An 18,537-nucleotide genomic window follows, 5' to 3' on the forward strand; every position below is an offset into this window, starting at 1 on the left:
GCCGCCTGGGCGGCTCCCCGTTCGCGTCGGAAAGCCGCCGGGGCGAGCGCGCGGCATCGCCTTCAGCTCAGGGACACCCCGCGGCCGCCGAAGAACTCGGCGAACGTGGCGACTGGCAGGCTCGCAGTACGGGCCTGATCGGTGTGGCCGGACGGGTTACGGAAGTGCACCGTGTCGCCCTGGCGACCGGTGAGGAGCACGAGGTGGCCGCCCTTGCCAGGGGCGGGGTTCTCGGGGCGGCGAATCTCCTTGTGCACGGAAGCCATGACCAGCCGCCCGCCGTCGAGCAGGGAGAGAAGGCCGGGCACGGTCAGGGTCCGGTGCACCTCGGCGTCCAAGGGGTGCACATCGAGCACGTACTGGACGAACGGGGCGTAGATGAGGCCGCGGATCGCGCCGGTGTCCGCGTCCTCGGTGTACGCCCCGTACTTCCGGGCGCCGTCGAGGAGCTCGAACATAGTGGGCGCGTTGCCGGTCCGGGCGAGGAGCGCCATGCGCAGACAGGCGATGCCGCACATGTGGCCCGACCACCGGCCGTAGGTCTCCAGGTCGGGGGCGCCCGACTCGGCCCAGCGGGGATCGTCGTCGTGAGCGCGGCCCTCGTAGGCGAAGGCGGCGATCAGATCCGGGCTGGCGTACTGCGTGACGGTGTCGAACGGGTGGTCAAACACGTAGGGGTTCCTTCCGATGGGTGGCCTGGCTGATCAGCCGGTGGAAGGTGAGCAGGTCCACGCCGCCGCCAGAGATCACCACCCCGATCATTCCCGACTCGTGGGGGACGTGGCCGGCGAGGACGGCGGCCAGGGCGCAGGCGCCACTCGGTTCGGCTACGACCTTCAGGTGCCGAAACGCGAAGGCCATGGCGGTGGTGATGTCCCGGTCGGTCACGGTCACGACGGCGTCGAGGAGCCGGGAGTTCACAGCCCACGTCAGCGGGGAGGGGCTGGTGTGCCCGAGGCCGTCGGCGATGGTGGCGGGAATCTCGGGCAGGGCGATGCGCTGGCCGCAGCGCATCGACAGCAGCGTGTCGGCGCCTTCCTCCGGTTCCACGCCGATGACCTTGATGCCGGGGTTCAGGTGCTTGGCGATCGTGGCGGTCCCGGCGGCGAGTCCGCCGCCGCCGACGGGCACGACGAGGGTCTCGATCTCGGGGTGGTCGGTGAGCAGTTCCAGGGCGGCGGTCCCGGCGCCGGCCATGATGTGCCGGGAGTTCGCCGAGGGGACGATGGCCAGGCCGTCACGCGCGGAGATCTCGGCCACGAGGTCGTCCCGGTTCTCAGAGTCCCGGTGGTAGGTGACGACCCTGCCGCCCAGCGCGCGGATGCCTTCGACCTTCGGGGTCGGGGCATCGGCGGGAATGACGACGGTGGCCGGTACTTCAAGGAGTCTGCCGGCGAGCGCGAGGGCCTGGGCGTGGTTCCCGGAGGAGGCGCCGACCAGGCCACGGGCGCGTTCCGTGGCGGGAAGGGAGGAGGCGTGGTGGTAGGCGCCGCGGAACTTGAAGGATCCGGTGCGCTGGAGGCTCTCGGCCTTGCACACAACCGGCCACCCCGCGGCCTGGTCGAGGGAGAGCGCGGTCAGGGCCGGGGTGCGGGCGGCGACCGGCTCGAGGTTGGCAGCGGCGTCCTGGACGTCGCGGGCGCTCAGCTCGGTCACGGCCGGTACCCCCCGCTGGTCGGTGCGGTGGCGAGGATCAGGTGGATGAGCCGGTCGTAGCCGATGTCCGCCGCGGCCGCCATGGTGGCGAGGTTCCCGGTGTGGGAGAGACCGGGCAGGGTGTTGATCTCCAGCCAGACCGGGCGCCCGTCCGGGGAGACGATGAAGTCGGAGCGGGAGTATCCGGAGCAGCCCAGGGCGTCGTGCGCGGTGAGCGAAGCGGTAGTGATCGCTTCGAGGACGGGGCCGGGGAAGTCGGCTGGGCACTCGTAGCGGTACTTGGACTTGTCCCGCTTGGTGGCGTAGTCGTAGAACTCGGCGTCGGTGGGGATCGTCGCCAGCTGCGGCAGGGCCACGGGCAAGCCGTCGATCTCCAGGACTCCGCAGCTCACCGGGATTCCGGTGGTGAACGGCTCGGCGAACCAGCCCTCGGCCGGGTCGGTCCTGGGCAGGGCGGCGGCGAGCTGGTCGGTGTCGCGGCAGACCGTCATCCCGATCGAGCCGCCTTCGGACAGCGGCTTGAGGATCAGCGGGAACGAGATCGTGCCGGTGATGGTCTGCGTGCTCACCTCGCCGTCGCGGGCCGGGAGGATGACGCCGGGCAGAACCGCCACCCCGGCAGCGGCCGCGAGGGTCTTGGCGAGCATCTTGTGCATGCCGACGGCGGAGGCCGCCACACCGGAGCCGGTGTAGGGGATGTTCAGGCACTCCAGTAACCCCTGGAGCTTGCCGTCCTCGGCGTACTGCCCGGCGATGGCCAGGAACGCCACATCCGCGCCACGAAGCTGGTCGGCGAAGTCCTTGTCGGCGGCGTCGAGGAACACCGTGCTGTGGCCCTGCCGGTCCAGGGACTCCAGGGCGGCGCGGCCGGACATCAAGGACCGCTCACGCTCGGTGGACCTGCCGCCGGAGACGACGGCGATCCGGCCGGGCTGAAGAGACTGCATCGTCATCAGGTTGTACCCCTGTTCGTCGGTGCTGTGGCCGGTCTCAGCTGCCCCGGTACGCGAAGGCGCTACGGTCGGACGGACTGAACCGGTGGGCACGTGGCCGTGCCGGGCAAGCCCTGCTGATTCGGAGTGCGTTTCGTGATCCCCCTTTCGCTCGAAGCCCTCGCGGCCGCCGTCGGCGGACGCCTGTGCGACGTGCCGGACCCGTCCGTGCTGATGACCGCGCCCGCCGTCGTCGACTCCCGCACGGTCGAGCCCGGTGGTCTCTTCGCTGCGCTTCCCGGTGAGCACACCGACGGTCACGTCTTCGCGGCGAACGCGGTGAAAGCCGGGGCGGTGGCGGTCCTCGCCGCCCGGCCCGTCGGCGTCCCGGCCGTGGTCGTCGAGGACGTGCTGGACGCCCTCGCCGCCCTGGCCCGCACCGTGCTGGCCGCCGTGCCCGAGGCGACGGTGATCGGGCTGACCGGCTCGGCCGGCAAGACCAGCACCAAGGACCTGATCGCGCAGGTCCTTCCCGAGCTCGGCCCGACGATCGCCACGGTCAAGTCGTTCAACGGCGAGATCGGCATGCCGCTGGCCGTGACCCACCTGGACCAGAGCGTGCGCTACATCGTGCTCGAGATGGGCGCCCGCGGCATCGGCCACATCACCCACCTGACCCGCATCGCCCCGCCGTCGGTCGGCCTGGTCCTCAACGTGGGAACCGCCCACGTCGGCGAGTTCGGCGGACGCGAGCAGATCGCCCAGGCCAAAGGCGAGCTCGTCGAGGCGCTCCCCGCGGACGGCCTGGCGATCCTCAACGCCGACGATCCGCTGGTCGCCGCCATGGCGCCGCGTACCTCTGCCCGGGTGCTGACCTTCGGTGTCGACAACGACGCCGACGTACGGGCCCTGGATGTCGCCGTCGACACCTCCGGCCGGGCCTCCTTCACCCTCGCCGCCTCCGGCACCAAGGTGAAGGTCGCTCTGTCCCTTCACGGCGAGCACCACGTGTCGAACGCGCTGGCCGCGGCCGCCGTCGCGATCGGGCTGGGCGTCGACGTGGAGAAGACGGCCGCCGCGCTGTCCCGCGCGGTCCTCGTCGCGTCGGGGCGCATGGAGGTCACCGACCGGCCCGACGGGATCCGGATCATCAACGACGCGTTCAACGCCAACCCCGATTCGATGAAGGCAGCCTTCACGGCTCTTGCGGCCATGAAGGACGGCCGCCGGACCATCGCCGTCCTGGGCGAGATGAAGGAGCTCGGTGCCGACGGCGCCGAGGAGCACCGGCAGGTCGGCCGTCTCGTCGCCACCGCCGGCATCGACGTGCTGATCGCGGTCGGTGGCGACGACGCGCGGGCCATGGCCGAGGCTGCCCAGCAGGACAACCCGCAGCTGAAGGTCGTCGGCGCCGACGACCGGGACCACGCCCTGACCCTGGCCCGTGACCTGATCCAGCCGGGGGACATCGTCCTGGTCAAGGGCTCCCACAGCGTCGAGCTGGAGCACACGGCGGTGCGCCTGGCCCAGCCCGACACCATGGCCGGCGACCGCTAGACGACGGTCAGGGGCCGGTCCGCGGGCACCAGCAGCAGCGCCCCCAGATCGGCCACCTCGCCCACGCCCATCGTCAGGACCACGTCACCCGGCGCAGCGAGCGCGGCGACCGCATCCGCGGCCGAGGCCAGGCCGTCGACCCGGCACACGTGCGCGCCGGCCCCGACGGCCGCTTCCTCGATCTCGTCCGGGACCGCCGGTCCGGCCGACGAGGGCACCGCGTCGCGGACGGGCAGGAGCACCACCTCGTCCGCGGCCCCGAGCGCCGCGCCCATCCGCGCCCCGAGGACCCGCACCCGCGTCGACCCGCACGGCTCGAACGCGACGATCACCCGCCCGCCGCCCAGCTCCCGCGCGGTGGTGATGTCCGCGGCGATCGCGGTGGGGTGGTGGGCGAAGGAGTCCACCACCCGCACGCCCCGCCGCTCGCCGACCAGCTCCATCCGGCGCCGCACACCCGCGAACCCGGACAGCCCAGCCGCCAGCACCTCGGGCCGCTCACCCAGGACCCGACCCGCCGCATACGCGGCGAGCGACGCGAGCACCGCCGGACGGCCGGGCGTACGCACCGTCCACGACATCCGCTCGCCGTCCAAGCCGAGGACGGTGACCGTGCTGCCGGCCTGCGAGGGCGCCGCCGACAGCAGCCGCACGTCGGCGCCGGCGCTCGCGCCGAAGGTCACCACCCGGGTGTCGCCGTGGCCGCGGACCCGGCTGGCCACCTCACGGGCCCCGGCGTCGTCGGCGCTCACCACCAGCGTCTTGGCCCTGGCCGCGAAGTCCGTCAGCGTCCCCACCACGTCACCGGTGCCGGAGAAGGTCTCGGGGTGGTCGTCGTCGGCGTTCAGCACGACCGCGACGTCCGGCCGGTACAGCGCCACGCTGCGGTCGGACTCATCGCCCTCGGCGATCAGCAGGCCCGAGCCGGTGCGCCCGTTGACGGAGACGGCGGGTGCGGCACCGGCCACCCACGACGGGTGCAGGTGACCCACGGCGGCGGCCAGCATCATCGTGGCCGTCGACTTCCCGTGCGTCCCGGCCACGACCACCGACCGGTCCGCCTCGGCCACGAGCTGCGCCAGGACGTGGGAGCGGTGCGCCACCGGCACACCCGCCGCCCGCGCCGCGATGATCTCCGGGTTGGCGGCGTCGATGACGCTGGACCACACGACCACCGACGCCCCCACGGTGTTCGCGGCGTCGTGCCCGGACCGCACCCGGCAGCCCGCCTCCTCCAGCGCGGCCGCAGCCTCGCCCATGCGCAGATCCGAGCCGGAGACCTGCGCGCCGCGGCCGGCGAGCAGGTGGGCCAGCGCGGACATGCCCGCCCCGCAGATCCCCACGAAGTGAGGACGGCTCAGATCCAGCGGACCGGCGGGCGGCGGAATCTCCACGTACCTGGTTTCAACCACAGCAGTGTCTCCTCGAGTCGAGGTGGTGCCTGATGTGACGCTCCTCCCGCCGGACCGCGGGAGAAGAAGGAGTTGCGGGGCACTGGAGAGGCCCGGTTGGTCCCCGCCGGTGGCCTTGAGCCCCCATGACGATGAGTCAACAGGCAGACGCGCAGCGTGGACAGCTGCCAGAATGTCTGCCAGCTGTAGGCCCGTTGTGAACCAGGACCGACGATCGGCCGGACATGACTCTCGGGGAGCGCATCCGCGCGGCACGCCAAGCCAGACAGCCCAGATGCAGCCAGGCGAAGCTCGCAGACGAGCTGTCGGTGGCGCGCTGGGGGAAGGCCGGGTTCCTCGACCGGCAGCAGGTCTACCGCTGGGAGACCGGACGACGGGTCCCCACGGAATGGCTCCCGTTCATCGAACAGGTCCTCCAGCTTGATCTATCCGGGGGGAATGAGGCTCCGTTCGCCGATACCGTGGCCTCAGTCATGGGTTTGGGAGGCAGCGACGTGTTGGACCGACGGCAGTTCCTCACAGCGTCAGCTGCCGTCGGCCTTGCCGCGCTCGACCTGCCCGACGCCGAGGCGGTCACCCGCCGCGCGAACCGGCCCGGCCCCGTCGCGGTGGGCATGGGCGAGGTGACGGCCGTCCGCACCATGACCACCACCCTGGGCGACGTCGCCTCCGAGCTCGGCGGCGGGCACGCCCGCCACCTGGCCGTCCGTTACCTCACCATCGACGTCAAGCGCTGGCTGGACGGCCGCTACGCCGACAAGGTCGGCCGTGAGCTGTTCGCCGCCACCAGCGAGCTCGTGCACCTGATCGGCTGGATGGCCCGAGACGAGGGCAACCAGGGTCTGAGCCAGCAGTACAACCTCTACAGCTACCGGCTCGCCGCCGAGGCCGGTGAGAACGAACTCGCTGCCACCGCCCTGCGCGGACTGGCGGACCAGGCCATCGACCTCGGCCACATCCCCACGGCCGTACGGCTCGCCGAGGCGTGCGAACAGCGCGGCCGGAAGCTGAGCAACCCCAAGGCACTGGCGTACTACCGCAACACGTTCGCCCGCGCGGCAGCCGCCGACGGCGACCGCGCCACCGCCGCGAAGCTGCTGACCTTCGCCCAGACCGCCATCGAGCACGCCCCCACCCGGCCCGGCCAGTCGTGGGCCAGCCACTACAGCCACGGCCGGTGGGCGCACGAGGCCGGCATGATCCACGCGCAGATGGGCAGCCTCGCCGCCGCCGAGGAGCACCTGCATCTGGCCCTCGACATCCACGGCCTCGACCGCAGACGCACCCGGGCGATCGTGCTCGCTGACCTCGGCCACGTCCAGCTCAAGCGCGGCAACATCGCCCAGGCCCTGGCGACCTGGGGCGAGTTCCTCGACTGCGCCGACGGCGTACAGTCCGTCCGCATCAACGATGGCCTGACCAACATCGCCGCCCGTCTACCCGGCATCCCCGACAGCCCGGCCGCCGCCGAACTCGGCGAGCGCATCACCGCCCGAGCATGAGGGCTCAGGCCCTGCTCTCGATCTTCCCTTCGGCCGGGCCGGCGGCGACGCCGCAACAGGAGAAGTAGCTCCCGTTGCGCGGCGGCGGCGCCACCAGCGCCGTCAGCTGCTCCCACGGCGTGACCCGTGGGCCCGTCTCTACCAGCGCGTCCACCGCGGTGACGAGGGATTCGTTGGAGCTCGGCGCCAGACCGTGGAGCGGCGTTGGCACGTCGGGGTGCCACACGGCGTGCTCGATCGCGGCCGCGAGATCCACGGGCCGCCCTTGGGCCGGCAGGAGGAGAACCTGGTCCTGCTCGGTGATGACGAACCCGATGGCAGGAGCCGGCTGCCCGTAGCTGCCGACAGGTTCGGTGCGCAGCAGCACGACTTCCAGCGGTGCCCCGGCTGAGGAAGCGTGTGCGGGCATGACCCTCGGTACGTGGAGGGCAACGAGCCCGGTGCCGGGGGAGGTGGCGCACCAGGCCGGGCCGGTGATCGCCGGCCAGGTCCCCAGCAAGGCTCCAGCAGCCGCGCCGGGGTGGGCGTCGAGAGCATCGAGGACGCGTTGTGCACGGTAGCTGCCGGAGGCGACGGCGGACGTGACGTGGTTGGTGAACAGGGAGCGCAGCTGGGAAGGCAGCGAGTTCGTGTTGATGAGCACGGTCCCGGAGCTGCCGGGGTCTCCGAAGGTGCGCTCTGCGTCGCGTGCCAGGCGCTGGGACGGGGCGTGGTCCATGACCCACTCGAGACCCTCGTCGAAGTCACCGCTCGTCGCCGAGACGGGCGGCAGGTTGAACTCGACGGCGACCTGCCATATTTCGGGGTCGCAGTCCTTGGGCAGCGCTCCGTGGTCGGGGAAGACATCTCCGCGCCAGCCCGAAGTGGCCCTGTTCCACCGGTGCCTTCCCAGCTCGAGCACGGAGTCGCGCAAGGAGCCATGCAGTTCGGCTGCGGCGCTCTCGCAGCGGCGGAGGAACGCCTGAGCCCCGGCCAACGGCGGGGGGACGTGCTCCGGTGGCCGCAGGGCGTCCGGTGCCCAGCTGGATACGAGCGCCGGGGTGGCGCAGCCGGGCGGCCACCACGGCAGCCGGTGTCCCAGGGCCTGCGCCAAGTCCCGCAGTTCGTCGGCGGAAGGACGAAGTTGGCGGAGGCGGCCGTGGAGGCGGTCTGCGTCGCGGTCGCCGACGTCGTCCTTGTGCAGCTGGAGCATGCGCACGTCCCCGGACATGGAGCCGTACTCGGGTTCGGCGATGGTCGGGAGCAGGACCAGCGTGCCCAGCAGGTCGGTGTCCGCGCGATGGTCGGGCTCGAAATCGGCGAGGATCTCGCGGACCAGATGGTCCAGCGGGCTTCCGTGAGGCCACCCGTGCGGCCAGCCGAGCAGGCGGCGCATCTCGCCCGGGGCGAGCACGGTCACCAGCCACACGGACGGGCCGCTGTCGCCGGCGGCGGTGTAGCGGGCCACGTGGACGTCGATCGGCGGGCGCCGCAGATCGGGGTTGTCGGGGAGGTCATCCTGCTGCAGCCGCAGCGTCCGCTGACTCTCACGTCGCAGATGCGGGCCATCCGGCCCCGGCATCAGCCAGGACGCGGTACATGGCGGGAGGCGCCGGCCGGTACGCGCACACCAGCGGGCCACGGTGTCACCACGCCACAGCGGCCGTGTCGGGGTGCTGCCCGGAGCATCCGGCTCAGGAAGGGCGTCGGACTCGTCAGCGCTGCGTAGTTGGGATACCCGCCCGCGGGTGAGTCCGGTCAGCCGGGCGATGTCGGCACCGGAGTAGGCGTCAGCGAGGCGGTGGTTGGTGCGCGTCCAGGGAAGGGCCATTCCGCAAGATTAAACGAAATGCTTAGCGTTGGTAGCGGCTTGTGCTCAGCATTCATCACGTCGATCGCGGAGGCCGGAGGCCGGAACCAGGGCGGGGCCGAACCCTGCCCGGGACGGCCGCGTTGCCGGCTCTCGAACGAGGCGTCGCTCGCAGGCTCCCTACTTTGCAGGCTTGCGCTGGAACCGGGACACCTCCACTGCCCACTGGGCCAGAGCAGCCAGGTGCCCGCTCGCCGGGGGCCGCCCCAGGGCATCTGCGATGCGGGGGTAGGCCGGGTGCATGTCGTGATCGGCATCGGTGACCAGCGCGGAAAGCAGCGGGGCGCTGCTGTCGCGGCTGCGGTCGACGCGTATCAGCAGCGGCGTCTGCTCGCTGCGCTCCAGGGCCGGCAGTCCTGATGGCAACTGCTGCCGAACCTGACCCCACGTGAGGGTGGTTCCCGCAGACGCGGCCTTCTGGAGGATCGCCCGGACCGCGTGCGCCAGCGGGTCGAGCTGCGTGTGCTCGGGGCGCTCCCGGCTCCTGTCCTTGCGCGATGGAGCACGGTCACTCGCTGCCCGTTGTCGCCGCTCGCTCTTGCGTTCCCACGACACGACCGCCAGACGGTCCTTGGGCTCAAGCACATCACCTGCGGTTTGCGCCGCACGCGCGAGGTTGCCCACCAGCCTCTTCATCTCGGCGGAGGACAGGGAACGCTCCTCCCGGCGCAGGTACTTGAGCAGCTTGCGCGCATCCGAGGCGGCCTCCTGGCGCCGCTGCGACTTCGCCTTCTGAGCGGCCGGACGCGGCTTCTTCGGCTTCTTCGGGGCCGGCGGCGCTGGCCTGTAGCTCACCTCCCGCCGGTACGCGGCTGTGGCACGAGGCTCTTCGACACGGTCCTGCCCGCGCAGGTAAGAGCGTGCGGCAGCGAGTACACGCTCCTCCGAGACGCTGGCGCCGCGCCGGGTCAGGGCGGCGGCCTGCTGCAGGCGGGAGCGCACGTCCCAGGCGCGACGCTCGCTGACAGCCGCCTCGAGTTCGGCGAACAGGCGGCGCTGGTACTCCTCATGCGTGGCCAGCCACGCGCGTGCCTCCGCCAGGGCCTTCTCCGCCTCGGCTCGAACCGGCGGGGTCAGGCGCTGCAGCAAGGAGTCGCCGCCTGCACAGAGCCGACGTACGTGTTCGACCGTTCCGGTCCGCTGCGCGGCCTCCAGGCCGCGGACGAACGTCACCACGCTCTCCGGCAGGGCCCCGGTAGGCGCGCCCGGCCTTACGGACTCGGCAACGGCGCGGCTCGGGCCGGCGGGACGGGTGCGCAGGAGACGGGCCGCCGTCGGCGTGAGCAGACCCTCATCGTTCCAGGTGCACTCGCTGAGCGGGATCCAGTCGGTGGGGTGGGCCAGGCTCTGAGTCCCGATCCAGACCCGTCGGTTTGCGCCGTCGCTGTCGCACCGCACCCGGTAGACGTACGGGCAGCCCGCCAGCCTGCCCGGATCCGGCACCACGCCGGGCCCGAGAAGCACGGTCCGCTCGGTGCCGTCCCAGTCAGGCCGCACGGAGCCGTCCATGTGGATGCGCAAGGAGGTGCCGTCCTCCAGGTCCACATCGACCAGGGAACCGATCGGTGGCGGGAAGGCGAAGCGAGCGCCGCGGCCGTGATCCAGCAGCGACCGGGACATCGCCGCCTTCACATACAGATGGTCCGCGCTGGATTCGCCCACGGCCGGGCGACGGCAGGTGTTCGGCATGCCGTTCGGCTGAGGGAAGTGCTGGAAATGGCACTGCCGATCGACGTAGAGCTTCGTGGCGAGCTGGGCGCCACAGCCGCCCAGCAGCACGCCGCACCAGAACGTGTCGCCTTCATGGGTGTGGCGGAAGGCATCCAGTTCGATCGGTTCAGGCGGCAGGACGACGGGAACATCGGAGTGCTCGTCGCCGATGACCGCCGTCTGCACCAGCCTGGAATCGCGCACTGCGCCGCCCCCTTCACCTTCTGAACCACGATAGATGCGGGGTGCTGGCGTTACGGCAGTCTGGGCGTAGAGGGGCTGACGGACGCGTGATCATGTCCGGAAGCCGACGGATGCTTACCCGGATGCGCGTGGAGGGGCCGGGCGGTGGCACCGCCCGGCCCCTCCGTCGGCCCTGTGCATCGTGTCCTGGGCGAGGTTGTCGTCACCACCGCGGAGCCCCTGCCCGTCCGCTGCGCCGTCCCCACCTGATGACCTCGGGTGTTAACGAGTCCGCTACGCCGTGTGCGGCATCCACACCAACAGGGTCTTGCGGTCTTCGGGGTCCGGCTCGACACGCATGCTCGCACCGGCCAGCGCCGCCCGGTACCGCTGCAGCTCCTGCTCCGCTTCCGCCCACTCGTCGACTGTGCACGCCACCAGGAACGGCGCCCCCTCGTCGCCGCTCTCGACGACGAATCCGTCCTCGGAGTCGCTGAACTCCAGGCACCCGGCCTTACGGAGCACTTCGCGGATCACTTCGGCGTCCCGGTCCACCAGCCTCGGCAACGGCCGCTCACCCCGCCCGTACCCGAACTGCGGCTGCTCGTCTTTACGTTCCATGATTCCCATGCCCGGCAGCGTACGGCCCGGGACGGACAGCGGGCCGCCCGCCGTGACCGTCTCCACCGGTGGTCATCGTTTGCTGTTCATCGCGCCCGGCCGGGCAGACGCCGGGGCCGCCGGACATCGCCCAGCACCTCCCACAGCGGCCGCCGCTCGTCAGCCCACTGCTGGAGTGCGTGCCGGTCCACCAACCGGATCCCGTGCCGCGCGGCCCAGGGCGCGGCGGGCTTGCTGAACCGGCCGTTGGTCACGATCACCGCGAACCGGGCGCCGTGGACCGGCCCAGCGGTTCCGTTGACCTGCTGCAGCACCTCGACGCCGGTGGCCTTCCCCGCCCAGCCGTCGCGCCGATGCTTGCACTGCACCGCCCAGATCCGCCCATCGGAGTCCACCGCGCGTACGTCGCACGCGTCGTCGCCGCCGCGGCCGACGCGCTCGGCAGTGAACCCGTCTCGCCGCATCAGATCGCGGACGACGGACTCGAACTCCTGATGGCTCACGGTGTCCAGCTGCGACGGCGTCATCCGCAGGCCGCGTGAGCGGCGCTCCTCCCATCTGCGGCGTCGCTCCACGGCCGCCCCGCATACGGCCACGAGCATCAGCACGGCCTGCGGCACGACGGCGTAGACGCCCCAGTGGTCGTTCATCCAAGCCCCGAGCCACACCACGAGCCAGACGAACCCGCCGACCGCGGCAAGCACTCCGATCGGCAGCGCAGCGAGTCGCACCTTCTCAGCAGCTGGTCGCGGCCCGGCCCCGGCCACGTTCCACAGCGGCCGTTCGGGCAGCCCCAGATCCTCCCAGACGCCTTCGAGTGAGTCCCATAAGACGGAAGGCACGTCCTCGGAGGACTCCCCCTCACCGTGCGATGCGAGCTCTCCAACCATGCGGTCTCCCCGGGGCAGTTGATGATGCCGATGCGAGCGCCCCAGTCCACCATGCGGCACTGACACCCGTCATGACCGCGGCCGGAAGGGCAGTGCCGGCCCGGCCTCGCGGGTCCCGTACGGCTGGGCGGTGGGCATCGGCGCAGCAGCGTCTCCGGCCAGCCATGGCGGAGTGCATCAGCCAACTTCGCCGAACCTGCGGTGAGCGGCACCGGGGCAGGTGACACTGATCCTTTCCGTGCCCGCGACAGCAAGGGACCTGCATGCGCCAGCAGAACGTCGGCCTCCCGACCATCGACCACCGGCCGGGCGCGCCCGGCGCCCGGTGAAGGAGCGTACGGATGTTCATTGATGAGCAGGACACCTGCTTGCTGGTCGAGCAGGCTCTTCCGCTGCTGCCGTTCCTCGACGACGGCAACGAGTTCGTCACCTACGCCCTTCTGGAGCAGTGGAAGGAGGAGGGCCGGAAGAACCCCTCCGCGGGTAAGCCGTGGAAGCCGGAGGAGTGGTCGGTCCAGCTCCATGCCCCGTTGCGGGACAGTCTCGTCGCGGTCGGGCACACGCAGGTGGTCGCCGGGCTGCGGACCGTGGCGTTCCACGACCGAGAGAACGGCCCGTGGGGGAGGGCGACCGCCGAGCTGCACGAATGGATCCTGGCCCCGCACGATGCGGACCGGGCCAAGCCCAGCGACACCGCCGCCGCGGCGGTACTGCTGGCGGCCCTCTACGGAGATGACGGCCGATTCTTCCTGCCTGCCGCACCCGCTGGACACCCCGGGGCGGCGCAAGAGGAATGACCTGTCGCACGCGTGCTGCACAGCGGACCGCAACGCCATCGGTGTCAGTGCGGGTGGCCATCATGGACGAGAAGAAGACGAGCACGATGAGGAGGGGACCGTGGCCGACATCTGGGTGCTGACGAACCCGACGGATGAGGACGAGCGGGAGTTGATCCGCGCCGACGCCATCAGCAGGGTCCGGTGGGACAAGGAGCGGGTCGTCGCTCGGTGGGCGGGCCAGGAGACACCGGTCTCGCTCGTGGAGTGGTCAGCACGGTTCGACAAGCGCGATCCACTGCCATCCGGCTTCCACCTGGAGTTCGTGCGGACGCTGAACCAGGCACGGCAGGAGGCGAAGGCCGACATCCAGGTCGTCCGTGCTGCATGGGACGTCGGCCAGCAGAAGTGGCAGTGGCTGGTCGAGGACATCGACCTCGTCGACCAGTTCTGACGCTCGCCGTCAGCAGCCCCCGCTCCGCCGAGGCCGGCAGCCTTCTGACGGTTGTCAGTGGTCAGCGGCATGATGGCCCCCATGAGCGAGGAGCGGAAGCAGGGGGAGGACCTGGTGCGTGATGAGGACCGCGAAGTCGGCTGGGATGACGATGACGCGTACGAGCACCAGGGCTGACGGCTGGTAGCCGTACGAGGGCGGGGGTTGATCGACGTCATGGCAGTTGCTCAGGGTCGCCGCGGCAGCAAGGGCGCGGGCACCGCGCCTTCTCCGCTGTTCGCTGCCGTGGTCGAGCAGATCACGGCGGCGCTGCCGGAGCTGGGGTGCGCTCAGGCCGAAGAGATCGTCTCGGCCATGAGCGGGAGAACGTGCCGAGGGATCCACGATCACCTGGGCGAGTACCGAGACGCGCTGGTCAGCGGAAGCTCGTTGGCGCCGCCGCCCGTACAGCGGTTGATTCACACCCTGGCCGCCGCCGGGTTCGATCGCGTCCGAGTGCCGGCGTGCCACCGCTGCGGCCGGATTCGGGCGCTGGTCAAGGTGGTGGAGGGCGGGCGCGTGTGCGGCGGCTGTGCGGGCGCCCTGGCGTACGCCGCCGCGGTAGGGGTCTGCCGGGAGTGCTCGAGGACGAAGGCCCTGCCAGCCCAGGGCCTTTGCTCCGCCTGCTACGCGCGCGGCCGGAACCAGACGAAGACGAAGACGGCGTGCGCGTCGTGCGGCCAGTTCCGGCTGTGCAGAGAGTCACGAGCCGACGGCCGGTCGCTGTGCGACACGTGCCGCCCCCGGCCGACCGCCACCTGCGCGTTGTGCGGGACCTCCTCCAAGATCCAGGCCCGCTGGCCGGTCGGCCCGGTGTGCGCGAACTGCTACATGCAGGTCCGCATCAACCCGGCTCCCTGCTCGGTGTGCGACCGCCCACGCGCCCTGATCGGAAGGGTCGACGGCGAGCCCGCCTGCGGTCCGTGCTGCGGAGTGGAGACCGACTACGCGTGCTCCCGCTGTGCGAACCCGGCGGACTCGGTGGTCGGCGGCCTCTGCGAGCAGTGTGCGTTCGACGACCAGGCGACGGACTACTTCGACGCGCTCCCCGCCACGCCCCAGGCCCAGCTGTCGCTCCTTCGCGACCGGCTCCAGAGCGGCGAGCAGCCGCGGGCTGCCCGTTCCTGGCTGAAGCACTCCGCGTCCGCGCGGCTGCTGTCCGAGCTCGTCGCCGGCGGACAACGCATCACCCATGAAGCGCTGGACGTCGCCTGCCGGGAACCGGGCCGGGGATACGCCGCCGGCTACCTCCGCGACGTCCTGGTCGACGCAGGAGTCCTTCCACCTCGCGACGAGCACACCGCCAGCGTCGAGCGCCGCTTCGCCCAGATCATCGGCGCACACCCCCGCCTCGCCGTCCTTCTGCACGCCTACGGCTACGGGTCCGTCCTGCCCCGTCTCCGCAGCCGCGAACGGCCGAGCACGGAGTACGTCGCCGACTGGGCCACCGCCCGCATGATCTCGGCGGTAGATCTGCTGACCTGGGCAGGCGGGCGCAGCCTCACCCTGAGCCGGCTCTCTCAGGACGATGTGGACCAGTGGCTCGCCGAAGGGGCGAGCACGCGCCACAACGTACGCGACTTCCTCGTCTGGGCCGCCGAGGACGGACGCGCGCAGCCCCTGCTCGTCCCCCACCGCGACAAGCCCGACCCGGTCGGCATGGCCGCCCGCTCCCACTGGGAAATGCTCCAGCAGTGCCTGCGAGACGAGGCCCTCGCGCTCGAAACCCGGGTCGCCGGCGCGCTGGTGCTCCTGTACGGACAACAGGCCACTCGGATCGTGGCCCTGCACCGGGACTGCCTCCAGCACCGCGAGGGTGGCAGCTACCTCGTCCTGGGCGAGACACCCGTCATGCTCCCGCCCGCTCTGGCACGCCTGATCGCCGAGCTGGCCGCCGCCGAGAACAAGGACCCGGTCACCGGCGAGCGCGTCACCTCCCGCTGGCTGTTTCCCAACGCCCGCAACCGCATGCGACACCAGAGCGCCGCATCCGTCACCGCGCTGCTCAACGCCTACGGCATCACCATCAAGCCCGCCCGAGCCTCCGCCCTGATGAACGCGGCGATGGACCTGCCGCCCGCCGAGCTGTCCGCCAAGCTCGGGATGCACCTCATCACCGCCGAGCAGTGGCGCCGTCTGGCCGCCCGGACGTGGACCGCCTACCTCCGAACCCCAGCAACAGAACGGGAGTAGCTGGGCGCCACTCAGCATGGGGCACCGAGCCGGCGTCTGAGCTCCACGTTCTGCCTCGGCCCCCGTTCGTCGTCGAGGCTCTCCGAACATCGCCAACGTCACGGCGTCGCACTCACGCCTCGCGCAGAGCCGCTTCGATCCTGAGCGCAACGCCAGGGTCGGCGGGCGGAACGCTGAGTGGAGGCACGTAAGGCGCGGCAACGCGAGCGCGTGAGCGATGCGAGGGGACGGCGGCAGGGGCGGTCCGCCCCCGGTTGGCGAGGCGCTTCCAGTGCGCGGCCGTGATGCGATGGATGCCCAGTTTCGACGCCAGCTCGTCGACGGACGCATCCAAGGCCGCGTTCATCAGCGCCGTGACACGGCCAGCCTTGATACGAATGCCGTGCGCGTTGAGCTGGGCGGCAAACGAGTGGGCGGATCGGTGCTGTGCGGCGTTGAGTGGGTTCGGAAAGAGCCACGGCGACGCGGCAGATGGAGCGTGATCCTCGGCCGGGAGGATGCGGGAGGACAACTCGCCGATCAGCCGGGCCAGCGGCGGCGGCAAGAGGACGGGGACCTCGCCCAAAGTCAGGTAGCTGCCGTCCTCGCGGTGCTGGAGGCAGTCGCAGCGGAGCGCGACCACCCGGCTGACCTGCTGCCCGTAAAAGAGGACGATGCCGCCGGCAACACGTACTTCCAGCGGAAGGGACTCGTCCCGAAGACATCGCTGCAGAGCCACCCAGTGCGCACGGGCCCGCATGCCGACTGGATCGGGCTTGTCGCGGTGGGGGACGAGCAGGGGCTGCGCGCGTCCGTCCTCGGCGGCCCAGACGAGGAAGTCGCGTACGTTGTGGCGCGTGCACGGACCCTCGGTGAGCCATCGGTCGATGTGCTCCTGGGTGATCTGGTCAAGGGCGAGTTGCTGGCCCCGTGCCCACTTGAGCAGCTTGATTGCTGCAGACACGCGGGCAACTGCCCAGCGCACCACGTACTCCGTGACCGGGCGCTCCCGCTCCAGGAGCCGCGGCAGTACCGACTCGTACCCGTAGGCGCGCAGGGAGCAGGCGAACTCGGGGTGCTGGACGATCAGACGGTCGACGCGATGCTGGAATGCCTCGTACACGGCTCTCATGATGCCGCCGCGCACTGACAGCTCGCATGGCGATCCCTCGGCGGCCCCGGTCGTCGGCGGCGTGCGCCGGGACCGCGAGCCACGTCGCCAGAACGGGTGTGACGTCTGTCACGATGCCGGGTGCGACTGGACTCCAGAAAGCGACACCATGACCCGGGCCCGCCTCGTGCAGCACCGTTCGACTGCCCCGCTGTAAAGCGACACCGCTCCTGCGGGACACGGCCATTGCCGCGACTAATGACGACGTCATTCCCCCCGACTCCCTCAGCGTCCGCTACCACCACGCCGTGGAGACGGGCCTGGGCTGGGTGGCGGGCTGGTCAGCCGACCTCCTGGAAGACGGCTCTCTGAACACCTGGGTCTGCCCGACACCAGTGGGCCGCCACGAGGCCGGCGACGTCTGGACCTACTGGCCCTCGCCTGACAAGAAGCCGCCGCTCGGCCACACCATGCTGCTCACCCGCACCGAGATCGCGCGCGCCTGCGGCGGCCACGGGGGGCTGTGGAAGGGCGAGGACTATGTGTACGTCATGGCGGTCACCGGCCGGAGTGCCGGCGAGCTCCTGCCCGTGGTGACGTACCACTACCGCGACCACGCACACCAGATGACAGAGGCTGCCACGTACCTGGACGACGACGAGCGGGGCGCACGAGTCTTCTCTTGGCTCCAAGGACGAGACGACCGTGAGCTGCGCCGGCGCGAACGCGGGGGAGGAGACCTTGCGTTGGTGCGCAGGGCCGGCTGAACGATGGCCGTCTGGTGCACCGCCACGGAGGAGGCCCCCGCGGCGCTCGGCTACGGGGGCCAGGTCATACGGTCATGCGGCGGATCGAGCTGTAGAGCCGCGGCGCCCTGAAGACATCGTCGCCCGCGGGTCACTTCCCGGTGGGACAGGGCGCAGTGGTTCCCCGGTCAGCTCTTGTTCGCGAACTTCCAGATGTTCGGGTCGCCTTCATCGTTCGCGGACCAGTGCACCTCGATCGACTTGGCGTTCGCCGGGACCAGGTACGACTCGCACAGTGTGTGGCTCTCGCCCGCCTTCCAGCCCTTGATGTCGTACGGGTCCTCGCAGCCGGGGCCCGTGTCCGCGGCGCCGATCAGGAGGGCGCCCCGCTTCCCGTCGGCCCAGATGGTCGTGCCTTCGTTCGCCTCGGAACGATCCGTGAGCGCGGGGCCATCTTTGTGCGTGAACTTCACATGGGCCACGGCCAGGACCAGCCCCTTCGCCGCCTCCTTGTCGGAGACGAGCTTCTGAGCCTCGGCTTCGGTCCCCACGTCGACCTTCTCGGCGACCACGTTGTAGGTGACGTTCTGGCTGCCCTCCTTCACCTTCCCCGTGGCGGCCTTGCCCGGCGCGAGTTCGCCGACGGCCGGATCACGCGGTGACACGCTCGCTTCACTCTTGCCCGCGGCCGGCTTCTCGCTCGACTTCCCGGAGTCGGAGCTGTCGCCTCCATCGCATGCGGTCAGCCCCAGGGCGAGAACGGCGATCGGCGCGGCGGTACGGAGGATGGTCTTTCGGAACGGCACAGGAACTCCTGCCTGGGGTGCTCCGGGAACGCCCAGTCGGTGCGCGGGGAGCAGCGGTCAGTGACGTCCCTGAGCCTCCGGCCGTCGACCTGTGGACAGAGTCCGGCCGCGCAGCACCAAC

Annotated in this window: 16 protein-coding genes; 6 read left to right on the forward strand and 10 right to left on the reverse strand. The window is 71.1% G+C overall.

All coding sequences use genetic code 11. From position 1 onward, the window contains the following. Nucleotides 1-62 precede the first annotated feature (62 nt). Genes OG883_RS44545 through OG883_RS44555 form a run of 3 tightly spaced genes read right to left on the reverse strand, consistent with a single transcriptional unit; the run spans nucleotide 63 to nucleotide 2,603 of the window. A complete protein-coding gene (locus tag OG883_RS44545; protein WP_266554320.1) occupies nucleotides 63-671 on the reverse strand; it encodes a peptidase in 609 nt (202 codons plus the stop codon). After that, entirely contained in the window at nucleotides 664-1,656 is a 993-nt protein-coding gene (locus tag OG883_RS44550; RefSeq protein ID WP_266554322.1) for a threonine/serine dehydratase, read from the reverse strand. The genes OG883_RS44545 and OG883_RS44550 overlap by 8 nt, the downstream gene beginning before the upstream one ends. Beyond that, a complete protein-coding gene (locus OG883_RS44555; RefSeq protein ID WP_266554324.1) occupies nucleotides 1,653-2,603 on the reverse strand; it encodes a D-alanine--D-alanine ligase in 951 nt (316 codons plus the stop codon). Before OG883_RS44555 ends, OG883_RS44550 begins: the two co-directional genes overlap by 4 nt. 141 nt (nucleotides 2,604-2,744) lie before the next feature. Here OG883_RS44555 and murF point away from each other — a divergent pair, with 141 nt between their 5' ends. Further along, entirely contained in the window at nucleotides 2,745-4,145 is a 1,401-nt protein-coding gene (gene murF, locus OG883_RS44560) for a UDP-N-acetylmuramoyl-tripeptide--D-alanyl-D-alanine ligase (protein WP_266554326.1), read from the forward strand. On the opposite strand, the gene OG883_RS44565 is transcribed toward murF, so the two are convergent. After that, the gene (locus tag OG883_RS44565; RefSeq protein ID WP_266554328.1) at nucleotides 4,142-5,557 is read right to left on the reverse strand and encodes a UDP-N-acetylmuramate--L-alanine ligase; all 1,416 of its coding nucleotides are present in this window, start codon (nucleotides 5,555-5,557) and stop codon (nucleotides 4,142-4,144) included. The two genes, murF and OG883_RS44565, sit on opposite strands and share 4 nt — an antisense overlap. A 224-nt stretch (nucleotides 5,558-5,781) precedes the next feature. Between OG883_RS44565 and OG883_RS44570 the strand changes: the two genes are divergently transcribed. Beyond that, a complete protein-coding gene (locus tag OG883_RS44570) occupies nucleotides 5,782-7,059 on the forward strand; it encodes a helix-turn-helix transcriptional regulator (protein WP_266554330.1) in 1,278 nt (425 codons plus the stop codon). A 4-nt stretch (nucleotides 7,060-7,063) separates the two neighbouring features. Here OG883_RS44570 and OG883_RS44575 read toward each other — a convergent pair whose 3' ends face one another. The 4 genes from OG883_RS44575 to OG883_RS44590 all read right to left on the reverse strand — a co-directional run bounded on the left by OG883_RS44575 (nucleotide 7,064) and on the right by OG883_RS44590 (nucleotide 12,312). Next, nucleotides 7,064-8,869, reverse strand: a complete 1,806-nt coding sequence (locus OG883_RS44575) for a hypothetical protein (RefSeq protein ID WP_266554332.1) — start codon at nucleotides 8,867-8,869, stop codon at nucleotides 7,064-7,066. 159 nt (nucleotides 8,870-9,028) lie between these two features. Continuing rightward, nucleotides 9,029-10,822, reverse strand: coding sequence for a hypothetical protein (locus OG883_RS44580; RefSeq protein WP_266554334.1), 1,794 nt, complete (start codon nucleotides 10,820-10,822; stop codon nucleotides 9,029-9,031). 273 nt (nucleotides 10,823-11,095) lie between these two features. Next, the gene (locus tag OG883_RS44585; RefSeq protein WP_266554336.1) at nucleotides 11,096-11,431 is read right to left on the reverse strand and encodes a hypothetical protein; all 336 of its coding nucleotides are present in this window, start codon (nucleotides 11,429-11,431) and stop codon (nucleotides 11,096-11,098) included. A gap of 77 nt (nucleotides 11,432-11,508) precedes the next feature. Next, nucleotides 11,509-12,312, reverse strand: a complete 804-nt coding sequence (locus OG883_RS44590) for a restriction endonuclease (protein ID WP_266554338.1) — start codon at nucleotides 12,310-12,312, stop codon at nucleotides 11,509-11,511. A gap of 341 nt (nucleotides 12,313-12,653) precedes the next feature. Here OG883_RS44590 and OG883_RS44595 point away from each other — a divergent pair, with 341 nt between their 5' ends. The 3 genes from OG883_RS44595 to OG883_RS44605 all read left to right on the forward strand — a co-directional run bounded on the left by OG883_RS44595 (nucleotide 12,654) and on the right by OG883_RS44605 (nucleotide 15,774). Further along, a complete protein-coding gene (locus tag OG883_RS44595) occupies nucleotides 12,654-13,109 on the forward strand; it encodes a hypothetical protein (protein WP_266554340.1) in 456 nt (151 codons plus the stop codon). A 100-nt stretch (nucleotides 13,110-13,209) separates the two neighbouring features. After that, complete coding sequence (locus OG883_RS44600) at nucleotides 13,210-13,542, forward strand: hypothetical protein (protein ID WP_266554342.1); 333 nt, start codon at nucleotides 13,210-13,212, stop codon at nucleotides 13,540-13,542. Between the two features lie 216 nt (nucleotides 13,543-13,758). Continuing rightward, the gene (locus OG883_RS44605) at nucleotides 13,759-15,774 is read left to right on the forward strand and encodes a hypothetical protein (protein WP_266554344.1); all 2,016 of its coding nucleotides are present in this window, start codon (nucleotides 13,759-13,761) and stop codon (nucleotides 15,772-15,774) included. 112 nt (nucleotides 15,775-15,886) lie between these two features. Here OG883_RS44605 and OG883_RS44610 read toward each other — a convergent pair whose 3' ends face one another. After that, nucleotides 15,887-16,876 carry a hypothetical protein gene (locus OG883_RS44610; RefSeq protein ID WP_266554346.1) on the reverse strand — a complete coding sequence of 330 codons (990 nt, stop codon included), beginning with the start codon at nucleotides 16,874-16,876 and terminating at the stop codon, nucleotides 15,887-15,889. Between the two features lie 296 nt (nucleotides 16,877-17,172). Between OG883_RS44610 and OG883_RS44615 the strand changes: the two genes are divergently transcribed. After that, complete coding sequence (locus OG883_RS44615; RefSeq protein ID WP_266554348.1) at nucleotides 17,173-17,631, forward strand: hypothetical protein; 459 nt, start codon at nucleotides 17,173-17,175, stop codon at nucleotides 17,629-17,631. Nucleotides 17,632-17,798: 167 nt separating this feature from the next. Here OG883_RS44615 and OG883_RS44620 read toward each other — a convergent pair whose 3' ends face one another. Next, nucleotides 17,799-18,416, reverse strand: coding sequence for a hypothetical protein (locus OG883_RS44620; protein ID WP_266554350.1), 618 nt, complete (start codon nucleotides 18,414-18,416; stop codon nucleotides 17,799-17,801). Between the last annotated feature and the right edge of the window lie 121 nt (nucleotides 18,417-18,537).

Origin of the sequence: Streptomyces sp. NBC_01142 (genome assembly GCF_026341125.1) — a bacterium.
Lineage (GTDB): Bacteria > Actinomycetota > Actinomycetes > Streptomycetales > Streptomycetaceae > Streptomyces.

Coding starts and splice junctions, on each gene's coding strand:
- OG883_RS44555 (WP_266554324.1), bottom strand. CDS start 2,603: ATGCAGTCTCTTCAGCCCGGCCGGATCGCCGTCGTCTCCGGCGGCAGG.
- OG883_RS44570 (WP_266554330.1), top strand. CDS start 5,782: ATGACTCTCGGGGAGCGCATCCGCGCGGCACGCCAAGCCAGACAGCCC.
- OG883_RS44575 (WP_266554332.1), bottom strand. CDS start 8,869: ATGGCCCTTCCCTGGACGCGCACCAACCACCGCCTCGCTGACGCCTAC.
- OG883_RS44585 (WP_266554336.1), bottom strand. CDS start 11,431: ATGGGAATCATGGAACGTAAAGACGAGCAGCCGCAGTTCGGGTACGGG.
- OG883_RS44590 (WP_266554338.1), bottom strand. CDS start 12,312: ATGGTTGGAGAGCTCGCATCGCACGGTGAGGGGGAGTCCTCCGAGGAC.
- OG883_RS44595 (WP_266554340.1), top strand. CDS start 12,654: ATGTTCATTGATGAGCAGGACACCTGCTTGCTGGTCGAGCAGGCTCTT.
- OG883_RS44605 (WP_266554344.1), top strand. CDS start 13,759: ATGGCAGTTGCTCAGGGTCGCCGCGGCAGCAAGGGCGCGGGCACCGCG.